The sequence below is a fragment of the Oceanobacillus sp. CF4.6 genome (assembly GCF_051262635.1).
GTDB lineage: Bacteria > Bacillota > Bacilli > Bacillales > Amphibacillaceae > Oceanobacillus.
In genome coordinates this window covers 1-20044 of record NZ_JBIMEX010000001.1, presented here as the reverse complement: position 1 = coordinate 20044, position 20044 = coordinate 1, and the positions used below count along the sequence as shown (strand labels likewise).

General features: G+C 36.0%; 18 protein-coding genes, 1 rRNA gene, 1 pseudogene and 1 riboswitch. Of the genes and pseudogenes, 7 read left to right on the top strand and 13 right to left on the bottom strand.

Going from position 1 to position 20044, the window contains the following annotated elements:
- Window positions 1–235: 235 nt before the first annotated feature.
- A complete protein-coding gene (locus ACHABU_RS00100; RefSeq protein WP_435761031.1) occupies window positions 236–796 on the top strand; it encodes a histidine phosphatase family protein in 561 nt (186 codons plus the stop codon).
- Here the strand turns inward: ACHABU_RS00100 and ACHABU_RS00095 are convergent, their stop codons facing one another.
- The gene (locus tag ACHABU_RS00095) at window positions 797–1987 is read right to left on the bottom strand and encodes a M14 family metallopeptidase (protein WP_435761029.1); all 1191 of its coding nucleotides are present in this window, start codon (window positions 1985–1987) and stop codon (window positions 797–799) included. It lies immediately after the preceding gene.
- Between the two features lie 140 nt (window positions 1988–2127).
- Between ACHABU_RS00095 and ACHABU_RS00090 the strand changes: the two genes are divergently transcribed.
- From ACHABU_RS00090 to ACHABU_RS00080, 3 genes are all read left to right on the top strand, one after another.
- Window positions 2128–2367 (top strand): indolepyruvate ferredoxin oxidoreductase subunit alpha, encoded by a 240-nt coding sequence (locus tag ACHABU_RS00090; RefSeq protein WP_435761027.1) that lies wholly within the window; start codon window positions 2128–2130, stop codon window positions 2365–2367.
- Between the two features lie 153 nt (window positions 2368–2520).
- A complete protein-coding gene (locus ACHABU_RS00085) occupies window positions 2521–4050 on the top strand; it encodes an FAD-dependent oxidoreductase (RefSeq protein ID WP_435761025.1) in 1530 nt (509 codons plus the stop codon).
- Between the two features lie 170 nt (window positions 4051–4220).
- The gene (locus ACHABU_RS00080) at window positions 4221–5363 is read left to right on the top strand and encodes a glycosyltransferase family 4 protein (protein ID WP_435761023.1); all 1143 of its coding nucleotides are present in this window, start codon (window positions 4221–4223) and stop codon (window positions 5361–5363) included.
- A 254-nt stretch (window positions 5364–5617) separates the two neighbouring features.
- Here ACHABU_RS00080 and ACHABU_RS00075 read toward each other — a convergent pair whose 3' ends face one another.
- From ACHABU_RS00075 to dapA, 7 genes and pseudogenes are all read right to left on the bottom strand, one after another.
- Window positions 5618–6607: an LAGLIDADG family homing endonuclease gene (locus ACHABU_RS00075; RefSeq protein WP_435761021.1), complete on the bottom strand. Its 990-nt coding sequence runs from the start codon at window positions 6605–6607 to the stop codon at window positions 5618–5620.
- A 506-nt stretch (window positions 6608–7113) separates the two neighbouring features.
- Window positions 7114–7374 (bottom strand): hypothetical protein, encoded by a 261-nt coding sequence (locus ACHABU_RS00070; RefSeq protein ID WP_435761019.1) that lies wholly within the window; start codon window positions 7372–7374, stop codon window positions 7114–7116.
- A gap of 213 nt (window positions 7375–7587) precedes the next feature.
- A complete protein-coding gene (locus ACHABU_RS00065) occupies window positions 7588–7728 on the bottom strand; it encodes a YpzI family protein (protein ID WP_379495492.1) in 141 nt (46 codons plus the stop codon).
- Between the two features lie 197 nt (window positions 7729–7925).
- Entirely contained in the window at window positions 7926–10661 is a 2736-nt protein-coding gene (locus ACHABU_RS00060) for a GTP-binding protein (protein ID WP_435761017.1), read from the bottom strand.
- A gap of 269 nt (window positions 10662–10930) precedes the next feature.
- On the bottom strand, window positions 10931–11296 hold the full coding sequence (locus ACHABU_RS00055; protein WP_435761015.1) for a DUF1801 domain-containing protein: 366 nt from the start codon (window positions 11294–11296) through the stop codon (window positions 10931–10933).
- Between the two features lie 48 nt (window positions 11297–11344).
- Window positions 11345–12298: pseudogene (gene corA / locus ACHABU_RS00050) on the bottom strand (magnesium/cobalt transporter CorA).
- A 110-nt stretch (window positions 12299–12408) separates the two neighbouring features.
- Window positions 12409–13302, bottom strand: a complete 894-nt coding sequence (gene dapA / locus ACHABU_RS00045; protein ID WP_435761013.1) for a 4-hydroxy-tetrahydrodipicolinate synthase — start codon at window positions 13300–13302, stop codon at window positions 12409–12411.
- 101 nt (window positions 13303–13403) lie between these two features.
- A riboswitch (Lysine riboswitch) is annotated at window positions 13404–13582 on the bottom strand.
- 181 nt (window positions 13583–13763) lie between these two features.
- Between dapA and ACHABU_RS00040 the strand changes: the two genes are divergently transcribed.
- Window positions 13764–14228, top strand: coding sequence for a hypothetical protein (locus ACHABU_RS00040; protein WP_435761011.1), 465 nt, complete (start codon window positions 13764–13766; stop codon window positions 14226–14228).
- A gap of 73 nt (window positions 14229–14301) precedes the next feature.
- Here the strand turns inward: ACHABU_RS00040 and ACHABU_RS00035 are convergent, their stop codons facing one another.
- Genes ACHABU_RS00035 through ACHABU_RS00025 form a run of 3 tightly spaced genes read right to left on the bottom strand, consistent with a single transcriptional unit; the run spans window position 14302 to window position 16839 of the window.
- Window positions 14302–15078 (bottom strand): ATP-binding cassette domain-containing protein, encoded by a 777-nt coding sequence (locus ACHABU_RS00035; RefSeq protein WP_435761009.1) that lies wholly within the window; start codon window positions 15076–15078, stop codon window positions 14302–14304.
- 22 nt (window positions 15079–15100) lie between these two features.
- The gene (locus ACHABU_RS00030; RefSeq protein WP_435761007.1) at window positions 15101–15865 is read right to left on the bottom strand and encodes an ABC transporter permease subunit; all 765 of its coding nucleotides are present in this window, start codon (window positions 15863–15865) and stop codon (window positions 15101–15103) included.
- A gap of 23 nt (window positions 15866–15888) precedes the next feature.
- The gene (locus ACHABU_RS00025; RefSeq protein ID WP_435761005.1) at window positions 15889–16839 is read right to left on the bottom strand and encodes a sulfonate ABC transporter substrate-binding protein; all 951 of its coding nucleotides are present in this window, start codon (window positions 16837–16839) and stop codon (window positions 15889–15891) included.
- A gap of 200 nt (window positions 16840–17039) precedes the next feature.
- Here ACHABU_RS00025 and ACHABU_RS00020 point away from each other — a divergent pair, with 200 nt between their 5' ends.
- Window positions 17040–17540, top strand: coding sequence for a DUF3231 family protein (locus tag ACHABU_RS00020; protein ID WP_435761003.1), 501 nt, complete (start codon window positions 17040–17042; stop codon window positions 17538–17540).
- A gap of 72 nt (window positions 17541–17612) precedes the next feature.
- The gene (locus ACHABU_RS00015; protein WP_435762308.1) at window positions 17613–18830 is read left to right on the top strand and encodes an MFS transporter; all 1218 of its coding nucleotides are present in this window, start codon (window positions 17613–17615) and stop codon (window positions 18828–18830) included.
- 13 nt (window positions 18831–18843) lie between these two features.
- Here the strand turns inward: ACHABU_RS00015 and ACHABU_RS00010 are convergent, their stop codons facing one another.
- Both ACHABU_RS00010 and rrf read right to left on the bottom strand, forming a co-directional pair.
- Complete coding sequence (locus ACHABU_RS00010; RefSeq protein ID WP_435761001.1) at window positions 18844–19452, bottom strand: YitT family protein; 609 nt, start codon at window positions 19450–19452, stop codon at window positions 18844–18846.
- A gap of 394 nt (window positions 19453–19846) precedes the next feature.
- Window positions 19847–19962: ribosomal RNA gene (rrf, locus tag ACHABU_RS00005) — 5S ribosomal RNA — on the bottom strand.
- Window positions 19963–20044: the final 82 nt, after the last annotated feature.

Sequence of the window (20044 nt, the reverse complement as noted above, 5' to 3'; positions counted from 1 at the left end):
TTATTTTTTTGTTATTAGAAAATATAAAATTTGACAGCTTTCATTCACTCACATAAAACAGACACGTACAGATTCAGTTCTCGGTTTAGTTTTTACATAAATTATTAAATATTTTTAAAATTAAATCATATCGTTTTCTATTTTCATTTAAAATGCTATAATTTAGCTATCATTCAAAACGAATAGTTTCTAATTTTTTAAAACATACCAACTAAAAAGGGATTGATCAAAAAACATGAAAAAAATCTATTTTGTCCGACATTGTTCTGCAGATGGTCAACATAAAGATTCTCCTTTAACAAGCGCGGGTATCAGACAAGCAGGAGAACTGGCAAATTTTTTCAATGAGATAAATATCCCCGTTGATATAATCCTTTCCAGTCCTTATTTAAGAGCAGTAGAGAGCATTAAACCGTATGCGGAAATGATCGGGAAAACAATTATAAAAGACGAACGCCTAAAAGAACGCATTCTTAGTGAAGATCCTGTTGAAGACTGGGTGGAGGCACTGAATAATTCCTTCTTGGATAACAGCTACAAATTAGCTGGCGGAGAGTCCGCAAAGGATGTAGTTGCTCGTTCCATTGAAGTGCTTCAGCGAATCTATAAAGATACCTCGATAAACAATGCCATCGTAGTAAGTCATGGAAACCTTTTGTCACATCTATTCAATCAATATGATGAAAAGTTTGGTTTCGAACAATTGAAGGAATTAAGAAACCCAGATATTTATTTATTGCAGCTTGATCATAATGGTCAATTCTATAACATGGAATGTGTGTGGAAACCCAGATAACTATAAGTAAAGATTTGCCAGCATAATTCCTAAGCTTTCTTCATAAATTTCATCAAATTGTTCAATAGGAAGAGGATTTACTCCCGACCCTAGTTCCACCGTAAAGCCTGGTTGTCTAAACTCCTGAATAAACCAATCTTTGTATCCTGCATAACTATCGATATACTGAATCGGATTATAACCACTGACCCTTTCATACTCGCTCACAATATCTATCGATTGAGGGGGCTCAAGACCTTCAAACCCCCAATAAATCACCTTACCTTGTGTATGAAATGCATTCATTCTTAAAAAATTCCTATCTTCTGCCAGGTTTGCCATTGCAATCGCCTCAGGTTCTGTTAGAGGTGCAGTACCTGGGTAATCTCTTGGTTGTGGAGTCATCGGTTTTCTTTCAGCTTCTACTTCCCATAAGGCTGGATATTGGTTATTCAAATCAACCCCATTTATATTTGCTTTCCATCCAGAAAAGTCTACACTCTCCTGATTGATAGCTAAAACGGATTCACTATATTGCCCTGCAGCAGATAGACCTTCAATCACAAGATTCACTCCATCTGGATTAACCATTGGGACAACAGACAACTGTCTTGCGTTATAAAGAGGCAATAGAGGGAGCCCTCTCATTGGCAATCGATTCGTGATAGATAAAGCATATTGATTAATAAAACGCATAATAATTGGAGTTGTAATCCATTCATTTGCATGAAAAGAACCATTTAGATGAACTTCTTTAGGACCGGCACCAATCTGCAACTCTGTCATTTCTTTACCCATGACAGAATTTCCTACTGTACGCTTCATCAGAAAAGGATAAATCGATTGGAGTTCGCTAATATCTTCCATCATTTTTTCAAATGTATAATTAGTTATATCACCGACAACCATTTCCGTAACTCTTCTTGGCAAAACGATTGCTTGACCAATTTGCAAGCGTGTAGGATCTATACCCTGATTTGTCAGTTCCAAAATGTCTAATGGAATATTATTTTCCCGCGCAATGCTCCAAAAAGAATCATTTGTTACTATAGTATAGCTTTCATTCACATAACCAGGTATTTGTATTACCTGACCAATCTGTAATCGGGAGGAGTCCATTCCCGGGTTAGATGTTTCTATAAGAATAAGTGGAACACTAAAAAGCTGACTGTAATACCAAATTGTATCACCTGACCTTACCGTAATTTCCATCCTCTTTCTCCTTTCTGTGACGAATATTACATCATATGATAGATACTGGGAATGATGAATCTTTTATTTTTTGACGATAATGAGTTATAATAATTAAATACTAATATTTATTCATCATTGGCACGAAGGAGGAGAGTAATTTGGCATTTGTTATTACATCACCATGTAAAGCGGAAAAAGCAGGAGAATGTGTTGAGGTTTGTCCTGTTGATTGTATAGAAGAAGGAAAAGATATGTTCTTCATTGACCCTGACATTTGTATAGATTGCGGAGCATGTGAAGCAGTATGTCCTGTTGAGGCAATTTATATGGAAGACGAGGTTCCTGGAAAAGAATCAGAATATATTTCTTTGAACCGGGTATTTTTTGAAAACAGATAACCAAAGGAAGAAGCCGCTTACCTTATCATAGGGAGGCGGCTTTTATTTGAAAATTAATTCATTCTCGATTTTGACCATGCACAGTTACATACATAAAGATTCCTGTGAAGGGAATAATAATCCTATCTAAATGGAAGATAGGAGAGAGATCAATTGGTAAACCCCCAATTACCGCAATTTCCCGAGCCGATATGGCGGGATCATTTATCTTTGCCAAGTTTCCCTGCTTTAAATGAATCTACTAAAGCAGATGTAGGAATCGTTGGTGGAGGAATTACCGGAATAACAGCAGCATATTTACTTGCTAAACAGAATCTTAACGTCGTTTTAATTGATGCTGGGCCTGTATTGAATGGAACTACTGGTCATACAACTGCAAAAATAACTGCACAGCATGGCCTTATTTATGATGAATTAATTAATCATTTCGGATTGGAAAAAGCTTCTCTTTATTATAAAGCAGCTGAAGAGGCGAAAAAATTTATTGAAGATACCGTAAGTGAAAAGAAAATAAAATGTGATTTCAGCAAAGAGGATGCTTACATTTATACAAACGATCATTCATATGTAAACAAGCTTGAAAAAGAGAAGGCAGCATATGATAAATTAAAGATTGAAAGTAAGCTAACTGACAAAATACCTCTTCATCTTCCTGTTAAGAGTTCATTGGTCATGCACAACCAGGCTCAGTTTCACCCTTTAGAATATTTAAAAGCACTTCTAACAGACGGACTTAAAGATCAGTTACGTGTCTTTGATAATACGACAGCTACAGATATCGAACACAATAAACATACCAGTATCATAACAAAAGATGGACATCGAATTACATGCAATTATGTTATAGCAGCATCTCACTTTCCTTTCTATGATAGCCAAGGCTTTTACTTTGCTCGAATGTATCCAGAAAGGTCTTATTTATTAGCAGGAAAATCTCCTAAGAATTTTGCAGGGGGCATGTATATTAATGCGGAATCCCCGACACGTTCGATTAGGTCAGCAAAAATCGGGGGAGAAGAAATGCTTTTGATTGGCGGCGAAAATCATAAGACTGGTCAAGGTAAATCAACGATGGACCATTATGAAGCTTTACAAACATTTGCCATGGAAAAATTTCAGATGGAAAGAATAGCATACAGATGGTCGGCTCAAGACTTAACAACGTTAGATAAGGTTCCTTACATTGGCCCGATTACGAAAGGTGAACCGACGATACTTACTGCTACTGGCTTTCGAAAGTGGGGAATGACCAGTGGAACGATAGCAGGTAAAATATTGGCAGATCATATCCTGGAAAAAGACAATGCCTATGCAGATTTGTTTACACCATCAAGATTCCAGGCTGATCCCGCTGTTAAGAAGTTTATGGAAATTAATGCAGACGTTGCAAAACATCTGATTAAAGGAAAACTTGAATTTACTCAAAATAACGTTGCAGATCTCCATACGGATGACGCTACTGTTACAAGAATCGATGGCAAACGAGTCGGTGTTTATAAAGATAAAGAAGATTCCATTCATATGGTGGATACAACTTGCACGCATATGGGATGTGAAGTAAAGTGGAACTCTGGAGATCGTACATGGGATTGCCCTTGTCATGGATCAAGGTTCGATTATACCGGTGAAGTAATAGAAGGTCCGGCAAAAAAAGCCTTAAGTAAAATTCGTAGTGACAAATAAGCAGTTTTACTGCTTATTTGTTTATTTATTGTAAAATTAATTTATCTATTGGTTTATCTTCTATTAAAAATGTTAAATTATATTATAATAGAACTCGTATCATTTTATGTAAGCACTAATAAAAAAATGTCTTACCACTGATGACATGGAAATAAAGGAGCAGTTCAGCCTTGAAAATAGCAATCGTAACAGAAACCTTTCTACCATCTACAGACGGCGTAGTAACGAGACTTACACAAGCAATCAAACATTTCCGTTCTATAGGGCATGACGTACTCGTTATCGCTCCTGATCTAGGAGTATATGAATATGAAGGGGCAGAAGTAGTTGGCATCAAACCTATAACCCTACCATTTTATCGTTATAGACCGTTTACATTACCATCTAAGAAAGTGAAAGCTATATTGGAGAACTTCCAACCAGATATCGTGCATGCTGCTAACCCAATTTTACTAGCAGCATCTGCAGTACAATATGCTAATAAGTTAGATTATCCTTTAATCGCTACGTATCACACGCACATACCAAAGTATATGGATTATTACTGGGTATATAAACCTGCAAAACCCATTGTCTGGAATCATATTAAAAAGCTCCATAATACTGCAGATTTAAATCTCTGTACATCTAAAGCAATTAAAAAAGAGCTTATAGAGAAAGACTTTCATAACCTTCATGTACTGCAGCGCGGTGTTGATATTCATCATCGTCATCCCAAATACTATGATAACCATATGCGGAATCGATTAACAAATGGGGATGATTCCAAAAAATTACTTATTTTTATTGGTAGACTAGCAATTGAAAAAGAAATTCATAAAATCAAACCTTTATTGGATGCCAGAGATGATATAGCTTTAGCTATAATTGGTGATGGACCATTACGAAATGAACTGGAAAATACGTTTAAAGGAACAAATACTATATTTACAGGTTTCCTGCACGGGAAAGAGCTTTCACATGCATATGCGTCTGCTGATGCTTTTATTTTCCCGTCTGTTACGGAGACACTCGGATTGGTCATACTCGAAGCAATGGCATCTGGATTGCCTGTAGTTGCTGCTAAGAGTGGACCAACAATGGAACAGGTAAAAGACGAAAAGACAGGACTATTATTTGAAAATGAGAATGTTAGCAGCATGATCGATGCAGTTAACAAATTGGATAATAATGATTTGCTACTAGAAATGAAACAAAACGTACGTCTGGAAGCTGAAAAATATGCATGGGATAAAGCATCTCAACAATTATTGGATTATTATTATCAAACAATTGATATACACAACAATACAAAAAACCTGGTTGCAAATTAATTGCTACCAGGTTTAGTTATATTTAATATATCAAAAAGATTTATGTAGCAAATCAAATTCGGATTTCAGAGAAATAATCTTCTATAAAAATAATATATAGAAGTACTAAAATACTAAAATCAGACTCAAAATTTTAACTTTATCTCAATATCTGAAGTATACTTGGTAATGAGATAAAATATCATCGTTTTTATTTTACTTCCTATAATAAATATTATGTTAACTCGTAGACAAAAAATATATACAGTGAAAATTCATTCCTGTTCTTCTTCTATAACCAAAAAATTATGCCTAAATAATTGATCATCTCTATACCACCTTTTAAAGGTAGCAATTTTAATCCCTAAGTAATCACAAGTTTGATTTTCAGATTTTAATACGGTAAATATGACTAAAAAATATAATTTCCGTTTTGCTACAGCTTCTCTTGTGACAATATCCTTTCTATCTGTTAAAAAATCAGAAGTTAGCTTTTCTTTATTAAAAGTAGCATGTTTTCGTTCCAGATAAAATCCAGCTTCTGTATCCTTGTATATCCATTCAGAAAAAAGTTTTATTGATTTTCTCCCTCTAATATGGACACGGTAATGATTTTTCTCCATGACAAATTGCGGGTTAAAACCCTGTTCCTCAAGAACTCTTATAAAATAATTCATAAAAGTTTCTGATCGACCTACAAATGTTACAGTATATTTTGCATAATTAATATACCCATCCCCATCAAAATATCCTCTAACAAAATGGCTTAAGTATTTCTCAGGTACTTCTGGAAACCCGACATCACTAGATTTATTCGGCATTATTCCATGAATAGTCATTATATCTTCTTTCATGATCTTACTATTCAAGGTCAATATATATACACCAGTTTTTTTATTTTGATATAAAGGCTGTTCTGAGCCAATTTCTTTTCTAATACTTTCTAAAATGTACTTTTCCTTCTGAGCAAAACTTATAAATTGACTTTCTCGTGCAACAGTTCCATCTGCAATGAAAAAACCTAAAATATAAGCCATATTATTTGTCCAAGTCTTAAAATAATGTTCGTTTAATTGGTATATACGTTTCCAGCTACCTCTTGGTCTTCTTTCAATATTATTTTCCTTTAATAACAAATTAATATATCTGGCAGACACATTTGCCCGCTTTCCAATATCAACTGTACTATATCCCTCTTTATACAGACGAATAATTTCGTCTGTACTCAATGTTCTTTTCCGAACTTTATTTTTACTCTCATCCACTTCTATCTCTCCTAACCGGAACCCTTGTTCTAATTAGATTATAACATCATCTAAGATATTCAGACAATAGTTATTTAACTATTGTCAATTAACTGATCTTATTAAAAAAATAATTCCCTATTGGGGTACTACCAGCAAAAAGCGGAAAACATACGCTAAGGATACTGTTCAGAAAACCAAGAGTTACTGAACGCCTTGTTCCTAAAGGATTTATGAGGATTTTCCTTATCTGTTAATGTTCAATAATTTATCTCTTTATCTATGTTCAGTTAATAGGCAAAAGATAAGATTTGTTACAACTATAACAAAGTCTTAGCCTATAGAAAACATGGTACAAAAGCGGTTTATAGAGGATAGATTTAGATCACCATATACGAGCTGACTTCCAATAATTCCCCCATAAAAGAGAAAATGGTTCCAAGGTGGTGGTATATGTTTAGCACTAAAGTTGGTTCAAGGAGGATTGAGTGATTTGAAAACTATTATCAGTAATTACGTTTGTTTTATTACAACGAAAAAATATATAATGCCAACACAAGAATAGAGACAGCTGTTACAATCACATAAATAAAAGATAGATTTTTAACATTTTTGGTAAGTGACTCTTTTTCATAATCGTTCGATCGCTTTAATTCGTTCGCAGCGCTGTCCTCTTCTCCCTCGTATTTTTTTATTTTTTTATCTTCTTCTTTCAAAACACGGACAGTTAACACTAATGATACAATGATAACAACAGCGCTAATTAAACCAAGCATCCAATAATTCATGGTAAATCCCCCTCTTTTCTATATTATAACAAGAATATATTCTAGAATGAGTAATCGCATTTAAAACCTTCGCAAAGCTGTTTGTTCATGTATTCCCATTGTGACATAAAAAAATTAGGATGCAAATCCCTTCCAGGAAATGCCTCCTATTATTGAGTAATTTTTCCGTTAAATGATTAACAAAATCTAAGTAGGTCTTCTGTATATTAGATTCTACTTTTTACCATCATTCAATCTTCTGGCTTCTTCAGGACTTGACATTTTGGTTGATCCTTTATAGCGTAGACCGACATCTCGATCTGATTCTACTCGTCCACTCTCTTTCAACTTTTTTTCTTGACGATCTCTTCCCATGATTAACACCTCCCAATCTTAACATGAGTTCTTTCATGAAATTTATTCAGCAACTTCCAAGAATATTAGAAAACTTGGCATCCGCCAAGCCTTTTTGGCGAATGCCTTAGTTGCACTTATGCAAGTAAGAAAGTTTATACTTTCTTACTTGCTGAAAAAGGAAGATACGTTTCGTATCTTCCTTCAGAAAATTTTGGTTATACCTTGATTTGCTCACCTGCAGTAGCCATCCACTCAAATTGACGAAGCTTTAGGTCAAATTGTGTGAGTGGGTCGCGGTAAATTTCAGGATTCTCCCGCATATTGCTTAAAGAATCTTTATCTTCTTTAATCTCCTTATGTGTATCTTTTAAGGTATCATGAAGCACTTCATGAGGGTTGGCGAAAAACATGCTCATATCCCTCGCCAATGATTGTTCGAATATCTCAAATTGCTGCATAAACGTGTCTGTAATCGATTCTGCAGTTTCACTATAATCTTTACCTTCAATGAATTGCTTGTATTTATTTTGAAGCATCCCTTTATTTTGCGATAATGATCCAAATATCTTTCCAGCACTTTTAAATAATAACTGTGACGGGGTGGAACGCAAGAGTATATTAGCATTTGCCAGTTGGATGTTTCCCCTTGTCATACGATCTGCATCTCGGCGCCAGTCATCCAGCACTTTAAAGTCACAATCCAATACCATTTTTTCTTCACCGTACAGATAATTAAAACTCTCACTCAATTCTTTTAAATTTGTCTGACTTTCATTAAATTCTTCTTCACTTTCTATAATCCATCTTTGGATTACTACGCGGAATTCCGGTAAGATCGTTCCTTCAATATAATTAAATACTTGCTTATTCATTTCTTCATTCAGTTGTACATGAATTTTTTCAAAATTACTGTCTTCCTTTACCATTTTAGAGCATTCTCGAAGCAGTTTAGGTATTTCCCCTGTCAATTGTTCTCTCATTTCATCTTTAATCTTATTATATGAACGATGAATAACTCGCACTTTCTCCTCTTCCATATCACTTAACTGATTTACCGCACCTTCGAGCTTTGTTACCATCTCTTCATTCCATTTTATATTACCCATTAAGGAATTTTCTATTTCTGTTCGTCTATCGAATAGATACTTAATTGATTCCTTAATATAATAAAGGATTGTGTATGCACGGCGCACTTCCATGTCTCGCTCATCTTTGTCTTTCATCGAACCAATGAACGCTGACAACTCATCTAACTGGCTTTCATGTTCATAATATTTGGAAAAGGCAAAGACCTTAGCATATGGAAAATACGTATTGATTTTTGCTGTCGTACTCTCAATAAGTTCCCTTGCTTCCTCGTTATTATCGATTTGCTCCATATTCCCTATTATAAAATGAATTGACATCTCGGCTTGTTGCTCATTCATTCTGACAGCCATATCAAGTTCTTTACCTGTCAGTGGCGAATCAGCATTAAGGACATATAGCACACTGTCTGCTACATGTAGATAAGGAAATGCTGCACTCCTGCTTTCGGATTGATTTGAAAGTACCGGAGTATCAATCAAGGTAAGTTTGTTTTTATGCAAATACGATAGAGGTTTTTTCCATAAAATTAATGTCTTTTCGATATTTGTATGAATCTCATCAAGGTGGGATATATTTCTAATCTCCTTATCTGAAATAGCATGCATTTCCGCTTCGTCACCATCTTTAAAAAGAATGGCTGAAGTACAATCTCCTTCAAGCTCCTCGCCAACCAACGTATTCACAAAGTCCGCTTTCGCACTCCCTGAAGTCCCGGCAATCAGAAGGTGGTAATGTTCCAAATCTGTTTGCTCACGAATCCACCATCCAAATTGTTCACTCAATAAGACGCCATTATTGGTTGCCCATTTTTGAATCGCATCGAATAGCCTCAAGCCGTTTTCCATCCCGTTCTGATGGGGGGAAGATTCGCTGACAATGCTTTCCGCTGCAGTAACAATAGAAGCGTCTATCGTGGACGGAAAAATATCATTCCATGCAAGCACAGCCGTTGAAGAAATGAGACCATCTGTAACGGTAGATAGTTTCACCCAATTTGTTAAATGTTTCGGTATTAAGTGCGATAAATCCCTTATTAAATAATCTCCGTTAATTAATTCAAAGTAGTCCTCTCTATAGCGGACCGACAATTTCTGCCATATATAGGAACGCCCCAGCTCTATATTCAGTAAAAGATCGTTGATTTCATTAAGCCATGGAAAATACAGATCATTTTTTTTGTAACTATTCCATAATGCTGCGACGAGGCTCTCAAAACGAGCTTGATCAATCGTGTTTAAAGTTATTAATGCCTCTCTAAAATAGTTGGGTGTAATTTTCGCTGTATAGCCCAGTTCTACATACGTTTCTAAAACTTCATACCATGACAGGGATTCCGTTCGAATCGCTTCCTTGACAGCAAGCCTAACCGCATTGGCAATATCCTGTTGTTCCTCAAAGAAAGCCCGCGCTAGATCAGTTACATTAGGATAATCTGGATTGAAGTCAATTGCATTTGTAATGGAATTAGCCGCCTGTTCAATTTTACCTCGCTCTATGTATAGTGAAAACAGCTGTAGAAGTAATTCCGATTTTAAAACATCCGAATCGGTTTGGACAGCTTTATAATATTCCTCAGCAATTGCAAGCAAATCCAGTTCATAATGAGCATCCGCTATATTTTTCTGAGCCCATGGCTTTAAGTCATCTGAAATATTCTCCCATTTAAAAATAGCTGATTCAAAATCTTTGTTTAAAAAATATACCTCTCCTTGAGAGAAGCGAATAGACGATAAATCCGTTACTTCTTTCTTTTGTTCAGTCATATACATCTCACCCAAAACCTGAATAGGGTGTATACTTTCATTGCCTTCTATAAATGTTTTATAATAGGTTTTATTGATTAGTTGCTTCTCAAATGTCATCATGAACCTCCGCAGTCTTTTTAATTAATATATTCACTAAATCGATAAGTATATCTCCATATGTATTTATAATGTTTATACCACTCTATAATAAATTCGTAACATCTAAGGTATTTATGACTTTTCACCCGAATAATAATCCATTTTAAAAAGATAACGGTCAATCCAGATCCTAACTGAATCACCGTTATCTTTATTATTTCATAAATAGCAGGATAAAACTATATTAAGTCCCTAGGATCATTTTTGGAAAAAACAGTGCCTATGCTCTATTGCTCATTCAATGCTACTGCTTCCTGAATAAGTAGGGTAAAGAATTCCGTTTTATAATCATCACTATTTTTTATTTGAATATGTCTCATTGTTTTCCCTTTACCTTGTAAACATTTAAACGCATCTATTTCTTGAAGTTCATTACCTTTATGAAAACCAAGGTTCACATGCTTTTTGGCAGCTTGGAGATAACAAACCAACCCGCCATATGAATAGTTCGGCATGGACCATTTTAGCTCTTCTACAAGCTTCGGTGAAGAATCAAGGATTAGCTTCCTTAAATCTGCTGTAATCGCTTGAATATCCTCTGGTAAATCTTCAATAAACTGATCAACCGCTTCTGTTCTCCTTTTACACTCCATGAAGTATCTCCTTTTAAATCGTCATTGTTAATTTTATCGTTCTAGTATTTAAAACCACTTTTTCTTTTTAAACCAGAGGATCATTGACACGCTAATTATTGCCATTAATCCAAGGGAAATAAAATAACCATACTCCCATGCTAATTCAGGCATATTCTCAAAGTTCATTCCATATATACCAGCTATAAATGTTAAAGGTGCGAAGATCGAAGTAATAATTGTAAGTACTTTCATGACATTGTTTGTTTGATGTGAATTTAAAGACAGATAGCTGTCACGAATGTCAGCTGTTACTTCTCGATTAGACATCACCATTTCCGATAATTTTAAAAGGTGGTCATAAATATCGGAAAAATACTCTTTTCTTTCTTTAACCCCCTCTAAGTGTTGAGAATTCAGCATGCGATAAAGTAAATCACGCATAGGATTAAATGTATGTCTTAAGTTCAGTAGCGTGTGTCTGATATCAAAAAGCTCATTCATTAAAAGATCCATTGATTTATTTTGAGTATTGTCTTCTATTTTGTCTAATTCATCTTCTATTTTATAAATAAGCGGAAAATAATTATCAACAATCTTGTCCATGATTCTATATAGCACATAATAAGGTGCCCACTGAGAACTATTTTTCTCTGTTAAAAAAAGGTCTCACACATCTTCAACTTCTTTTGTCTGTTCTTGATGATATGAAACGATATAGTTATCTCCTATAAAAAAATTCAGCTCATCTTTTGAAACATCCTTGCTTCCTTCTCTTACCGTTTGCGTCACATAAAATGTGTAATCATCGTAATAGTCCAATTTTGGTCGTTGTAGTCTGTATACACAGTCTTCAATTGCAAGCGGATGAAAATGAAAAGTCTGTTCTAAATGATTGATTTCCACTTCAGTTGGACTGTTAAAATCAATCCAACACATTTTATACTCAGATAAATTTAGTTCATTTATGGAAACATTCCTTTTCAACTGCTGGTCATTAGTGATGCCACTTATTCGTATCATGTTGCTACTCCTTTATTCTTAAAGCCAGGATTAAAATATTCTTACAAGTTAGTTTAACATATCCTAATGAGAAAAAGGGAATAAGCATATGCGCTTATTCCCCTAAGTAATCAATATCCTGCTACTCTTTTTTCCTCGTAGATAGCAATGACTTTTGATAAAGATTCACGTTCCAAATCATTTAACGGTATGAGTGGCAAGCGTACACTTCCAACCGGCACACCGATTCGATTTAATGCTTCTTTTACTGGCGTTGGGCTCGGTGCTGCAAACATTGCATTCATCACAGGCAATATACGACGATGGATGGCGCCTGCTTCGGCGACTTCTCCTCTATTGAAATGCTCCATCATCTCCTGCATTTCGTTCCCGATGATATGGGAAGAAACAGATACGATCCCTGTACCACCGATAGCCAGCGTAGGCAGTGTTAGACTGTCTTCCCCACTGTACACACTAAAGTCTTCAGCCGTATTACTGATCAGTTCGGCTGTACGATCTAGGACTCCACTTGCTTCTTTTACAGAGACAATGTTTTTAATTTGAGATAATCGTATAATCGTATCCAAATCTAAGGAAGCAACACTTCTTCCTGGTATATTGTACAGCATGACAGGTAATGTTGTGCTTTCTGCGATTGTGCGGAAGTGCTGATACATACCTTCCTGTGACGGTTTATTGTAGTACGGAGTAACAAGCATAATTGCATCCACACCTGTTTTCTCCGCTTCTATTGTTAGTTCAATAGAGGCTTTTGTGTTATTTGATCCGGTGCCTGCAATGACTGGAACTCTCCCATCCACTACATCCACAACAAATGTAAATAATTTCAATTTCTCATCATGCGTTAATGTTGGCGATTCACCTGTTGTTCCCGCAACCACTAACCCATCTGAGCCATTTGCAATCAAGTAATTAACCAATCCTCTAGTAGCTTCGAAATCTACTTCTCCATATGGATCAAATGGAGTTACCATTGCTGTTAATACGTTACCGAAATTCATAACTGTTCACACCTTTTCTTTAATTTTTTGGATAGGTGTGGAGGACAAAAATAAAAAGCACCAACGAGAGCCCGCTGCTGCTTAGAACTTGGATTAGTTCTACGCTTGATAGCCCTCCATATAGTTCCCTATATGACAGTTCTGCATCTATTAAATAACAGAACCAACTTCAGGATGATGAGTTTCCTTCCGCTTCGGCAAATTCCCCTTTCCTTATGTATCCCCGGACCTCATTCTCCTAAACATAAGTACTAATGGTTTCTGCACCTCTATCCTTACTTTAAAAAGATCTAAAATAAGAAAGTATTTGATTGTTATTTGTATTATAACAAAAGTATCTAAGAATAAACAAGCTTTATCCATTTTTTTCTATAAAATTTTAATGCAGTTCCTTCGTATTTTCCAATATTCAAGTGGTATAATAAAAATTGATTCTTAAATAACACCTATCTGGAGGTAACATGCTTACATTTGAAAAAAAACTAGCAATTATTGAAGACTTTACAGAATTAGAGCGTCATGATGTATCACTAGGCCGTGTCAATTTTCATTTTGAAGAAAGTGTGATGGAAAAGAAGATTGTCGTCTATCATCTTCACCCAAACGGGAATGGATTTGTATATGCTGAACAAATAGATGAAAACTATGCGGTTGATTCTAAAGGAATGGTAAATATCCGTGACTTTACACCGGATGAACTGCGTAACATTATCAAACAATCCATTAAATCCCTCTCAGAATCAGAACCTTTTGAAGAGAGCTGGATTAATAACGAACTACAAATCCTTAAACTAATTCATGATTTTGACTTATGGAATATCTATGCAGGAGACTTATTGGATGGTACATACGCAACCTACAATGCCGCTGCTGATTATCTTCAGCAAGAAGGCTTCAGAAGGCTCGATGATGAAGATTTAGAATAGTAATCGAAAATGAACCTACTTTTTATAGAGGTTCATTTTTTATTCTCTTTTATGGAGTGAAAAGGAACCAGTCTTAAATGTGAGATTCCTTTGAACTCTTTACTAAAGCGATTTTACCCTTATTACGATCAAGAATTTTCTCCAGTATTTCTTCTACATACATCGAGAAAGCAGGATGTGTACGTTGTCTTGGCCTAGGCAAACGAATAGTCTGATCCAAGCTTATTTCTCCATTTTCAATTAATATGACTCGATCAGCGATAGCAACTGCCTCTTCCACATCATGTGTAACGAGAATCGATGTAAACTTCTTTTGTTTCCAAAGCGACTCAATGAGATCCTGCATCTCAATTCGAGTAAGTGCATCAAGTGCTCCGAGTGGTTCATCCAGTAGTAATAGTGAAGGATTATGAACTAAAGCCCTGGCTAAAGCGACACGTTGCTTCTGACCACCGGATAGTTTCGACGGCCAGTCGTTCATACGATCTTCCAATCCAACCTGATGTAAAGCTTCCATCGCTCTTACTTTGAAATCGCTTGGAAGACCGATACATACATTATCAATCACCCGCTTCCAGGGCAGAAGCCTCCCATCCTGAAACATTATGCGTGCATATTCATTTAAATGGTTCAATGGTTCATCATTTATATAGATGGAACCCTTATTGAATTTTTCCAATCCTGCAATTAATCGAAGTAAGGTGCTCTTCCCACAACCACTCTTCCCAACGATCGCTATAAACTCTCCTTTTTCTATACGAAGGTCCAATCCTTTCAGTACGGCCCGTTCTCCATACGATTGCTGTAAATTAGTAATCTTAATATACTTTTCTTTTGTAGATGGTTCCAATTTTGGTTACCTCCTTCGTAGATTAGGTGTTCCAGCGAAGTAACTTTCCTTCCAAATACCTTGCTATAACATCGGATAACTTTCCAAATAACGCATAAAGCAAGATACTTAAAACAATTACATCCATTTGCATAAATTCCCTAGCATTCATTGCCATGTATCCAATACCGCTATGGGCAGAGATCGTCTCCGATACAATCAACGTTAACCACATTACTCCCAAAGAAAATCGAATACCTACAAGAATAGACGACATTGCACCCGGAAGAATAACAGAAAAGAATAGCGATTTTCCTTTTAATCCGTACGCGCGTCCCATCTCTACTAATCCTTTATCAACCGATTTAATTCCATGGTACGTATTGATATAGATTGGAAAAAGAACCCCTAACGCCACTAAAAAGATTTTGGATGTTTCTCCAATCCCAAACCATAATATAACAAGTGGAATTAATGCTAAGTGCGGAATATTTCGCAGCATTTGAATAGATGTATCGAAAAAAAGATCAGCAAAACGAAATATACCGTTAAGTAACCCAAATACAAATCCAATTACTCCCCCTATGAGAAATCCTGCTAAAGCTCTGCCAAGACTAATAGAAACATGGCTAAATAATTCCCCCGTTGACAAAAGCTTCATACCAGCTTGTAAAACCTTTGTGGGTGCTGGCATAATCCTTTCAGGAATTGCTCCTGCCCATGATAATAGTTGCCATCCAACAAGTAATAAGAGGGGTAAAAACCAGGGAATGAACTTTTTAATCGAACCCTTTAGTAAAAGTTTCATATGCCCAACCCTCCTTTCTGTCTTTATTGCCTATCCATGACATCTTTAACATCTATTTTCTTTGGAATAATGTCCAGTCGAAAAAATGTATCTGCAATCTCCTGCTGTTCTTTTATTATATTTTCATTTAAAGAATCAACACCGTAGACTCTTCGTTCGACAGCCATCTTAATGGATTCCTTATCAATTTTTAAAATCGGTGCTAACGTATCGATTAACGCTTCATGATGATTGTTAGCCCAGACAGAGGAGTTCTCAATCTCTTCCAAAATAACGGCAATCAAATCTTCGTGTTTCTCTGCGAACACTTCATTTGCTATAAAAAAATCCCTATCTGTTGTGAACCCTTCACCATTGACTAAAAGTGTTGCATTCATATTAACTTCCGTTGATGAAGTAAAAGGATCCCAAACTACCATTGCGTCTGTTTTCCCTTGTTCAAAAGCTATTCTGGCATCACCAGGGGACAAAAATACAGGAGTAATATCTGTATAATTTAATCCTTCACTTTCCAGCGCTTTCACAATCAAATAATGGGAGCTCGATCCTTTAGCAAAGCTTACCTGCTTCCCTTTTAAATCTTTTATAGATGTTATTTCTGAATCCTCTGGCACTAATATACCGCTTCCTTTAAATTTGGATTTCCCTGCTGCTATGGTTACGAATGGTGCGTCTGCAGCTTGAGCAAAAATTGGTGGTGAATTTCCGGTTCTTCCAAAGTCTATACTCCCTGCATTAAGAGCTTCTACTAATGCTGGACCTGCCTGGAACTCATTCCATTCTACCTTGTATCCATTTTCTTTAAGTCTTTCTTCCAATGTACCAAGTGACTTTAAGATAATCAGTGGACCATTTTTCTGATACCCAATTCGAACAACATCTTCTATTGAACTAGCTGAGGAATCATTAATACTGCAACCCGCAACAACAATACATAGCATAATCATCATATACAATGATATTTTATTTATCATATTTGCAACCTTCCTTACCAAAATGGAATTTATATCTGTGTTTAGATTATGTATAAATCAAAAGTAGGTTCCTGTCTTGGTTAAAATACCTAAAGTAATAAAATCCCACCTCCGCGATATGCAGTTGAATGGGCTCTTAATAGGATAATTTATCTCATTTCAGGAAAACTTATATAAATGAATAACTAGGAGGGATCCGAATGGGAGTATTAAATAATAAAGCAAGTGAAGAACCATTACACTCTGGGGAAGTTTTCAATCTGTGGTCCTATTTGTATAGCACGAAAGGAACACTTGTTACACTCCAAGTTTTGATTAATCATACCGGTGAACAGGATCTAAAAGTTTTTTTGGAAGACCTCCTCGAAAATAGCTTTACACAAGAAGAACAACAGGTTGAGGCTCTTCTAAAGGAAACAGGCATTCGTTTACCACCGGCACCACCTGACCGCCCAAACGTGGAAGTTCAGGATATCCCTGCAGGTGCACGGTTTAACGATTCGGAGATTGCTGTACTCATGCAAAAAGAATTAATGACAGGGAGACTATTATGCAGTTATATAATAGGTATAGCTATTCGGGAAGATTTACGTACCATGTTCAGTGAGTTCAGCACTCAAAAAGAAGAATACGAGCTTAAATTATTAAAAGTAATGAAGGAAAAAGGGTGGGTGGTTTCTCCGCCAATAAACATAAAATAACGTTCTCTTCAGAAAATTAACATCAATATACGAAAGAGGAGTAGATAGTACGTGAAGAAGAAAAATAAGGGTATGATTATAACCACTATTGGATCTATTCCTCTTATTATGACACTTGGAAATTCCATGTTGATTCCAATATTACCTGAAATGAAAACTTCTTTAGAGCTTTCTCAGATGCAGGTAAGTTTAACAATAACCGTATTCTCCATTGCAGCTGCAATCTTTATTCCTCTTGTTGGTTACCTTTCAGACCGATTTTCCCGTAAGATTGTAATTATACCGTCTTTACTACTGTTTGGTTTAGGAGGGTTAATCGCAGGGTTAGGTGCTGCGTTTTTTTCAAATGCTTTTTTATGGATTATGATTGGCAGAACAATACAAGGAGTGGGTGCTGCAGGGACGTCTCCCATTGCGATGGCATTGACTGGTGATCTGTTTAAAGGTGGAGAACAAAGCAGGGTACTAGGAATTTATGAAGCATCCAATGGTTTGGGTAAGGTTTTGTCCCCAATACTTGGGTCTATTCTTGCTTTAATCGTTTGGTATTCCGTATTTTTTACTTTTCCCTTAATTAGTGTGGCCTCAGCTTTACTCGTATGGATTTTTATTAAAGAAAAGAGCAACCGTCAGGCTCCTCCTCCTTTCCATAAATATGTGAGAGGCCTCTTAAGTGTTTTTAAGCACGAAGGCAGATGGTTATTTACAACGTATTTAGCTGGTGGAACATGTTTGTTTGCCTTATTTGGTATTTTATTTTATCTATCGGATAATTTGGAAACAGATTATAACATTGACGGTGTTATGAAAGGATTAATTCTTGCACTACCGTTGTTGGTGATGGTAACTGTTTCCTATTTCACAGGAAGTAATATTGGAAAGAATCTGGTGAAGATGAAAAGATTCGTATTGCTTGGTTTTCTATTAAAGACAATTTCTTACGGGTCGCTTGTATTTATTGAAAAGCTTATCCCCTTTCTTGCCGTACTCGCTTTAAGTAGTGTAGGAGCTGGTCTAATCCTGCCTTGTGTAAACAGCATTATAACAGGAGCAGTTGGCAAAGAGCGAAGAGGTTTTGTGACTTCTTTATACGGATCGGTAAGATTTCTCGGTGTTGCACTAGGTCCACCAATTTTTTCTCGTCTGATGGATTTATCAAGAACAGGTATGTTTTTGTCCATCGCAGCATTTACCTTTATCGTTGGTTTGCTCGTACTACTCTTGCTTCATGTAAAAGGCAAAGATGGGAAAGAAAACAAACACACAGCAGTACGATACAAATATATGTAGACTACTATATATATTATTTTTTCCTCCAGTTAAGTGTATAGGTTTGAAGAAAAGTCATTTGACACACTTGATCAACCACCTTTGTCGAAATCCATTGGCTAATCAGAGCCAGGAGAATTATTTTCCAGTCAATTATAATTCCAGTAACAAGAAAAATACACATATTCACAAAAAATAGAGGTCTTCCTGGAAGAATATTTCTTTTCGTAGAGATAATAAGGGCAACTACCCCCATTCCCCCGTTGGAGACGCCTTGCCTCATCAGAATTCCTATACCTGTACCAAGAAATACGGATCCAGCTACGATATCAAAGAATAAATTTCTATCCGGTGAGAAACCTTGCTCAAAAAAATGAAGCGAAATAGATGTAATCGTAATTCCCATCACTGTCCATACTGCAAATCGTTTTCCGAGAACCTTTACACCAAAAAACAGCATCGATATATTAATCAGCCATAGTGCTAGTCCAATATTTATATGGAACCAATAGTTTATTAAAACAGCAATACCCCCAGCTCCACCTGATGGAATATAATTAGGAAATAAAAATAGACCCATACCTAGTCCTTGAATCGCTCCTCCTGCAGCTACTAGCCCAAACTTTGCAATAAAATGTTTCACGTTGTTCCTCCTAAGCCCTAATCTTATATCTTTGGAATGGACAACTACTTTCTCATTTTATTCAAACCTTTCTATAATCATGAATGAATACATTTAAAAAGGAGTCAGAACGTATTCGCTCTGACTCCTTTTTACTACTTTCCTGATTATATAAACTGCCTTATAGTTATTAGCCAAGTTCAATCTGCATAGCAATCCTACTAAGGCTAATTTGTCCAATTCACTCTGCGAAAGTTGAGTTATAAATATAAATTTAATATGTATGATTAAGTCACAGGGTCAAGATGTTTATATTGAACTTTAATTTTTAAAAAGATTTCACAATAACTTATAGGCATTAAAAAAAGAGGATTTTCCAAAAGTTACAGCTTTTGGAAAATCCTCTTTTTTTAATGCCTGGCGGCGTCCTACTCTTGCAGGGGCAAAGCCCCAACTACCATCGGCGCTGAAGAGCTTAACTTCTGTGTTCGAGATGGGAACAGGTGTGACCTCTTCGCTATTGCTACCAGACCTACACGATGTAGGTCATTCGGTGTTGTTCACAGGACGTGAACGGTTTTAACCGAACCTACTTGAACGATCTTAAGATATT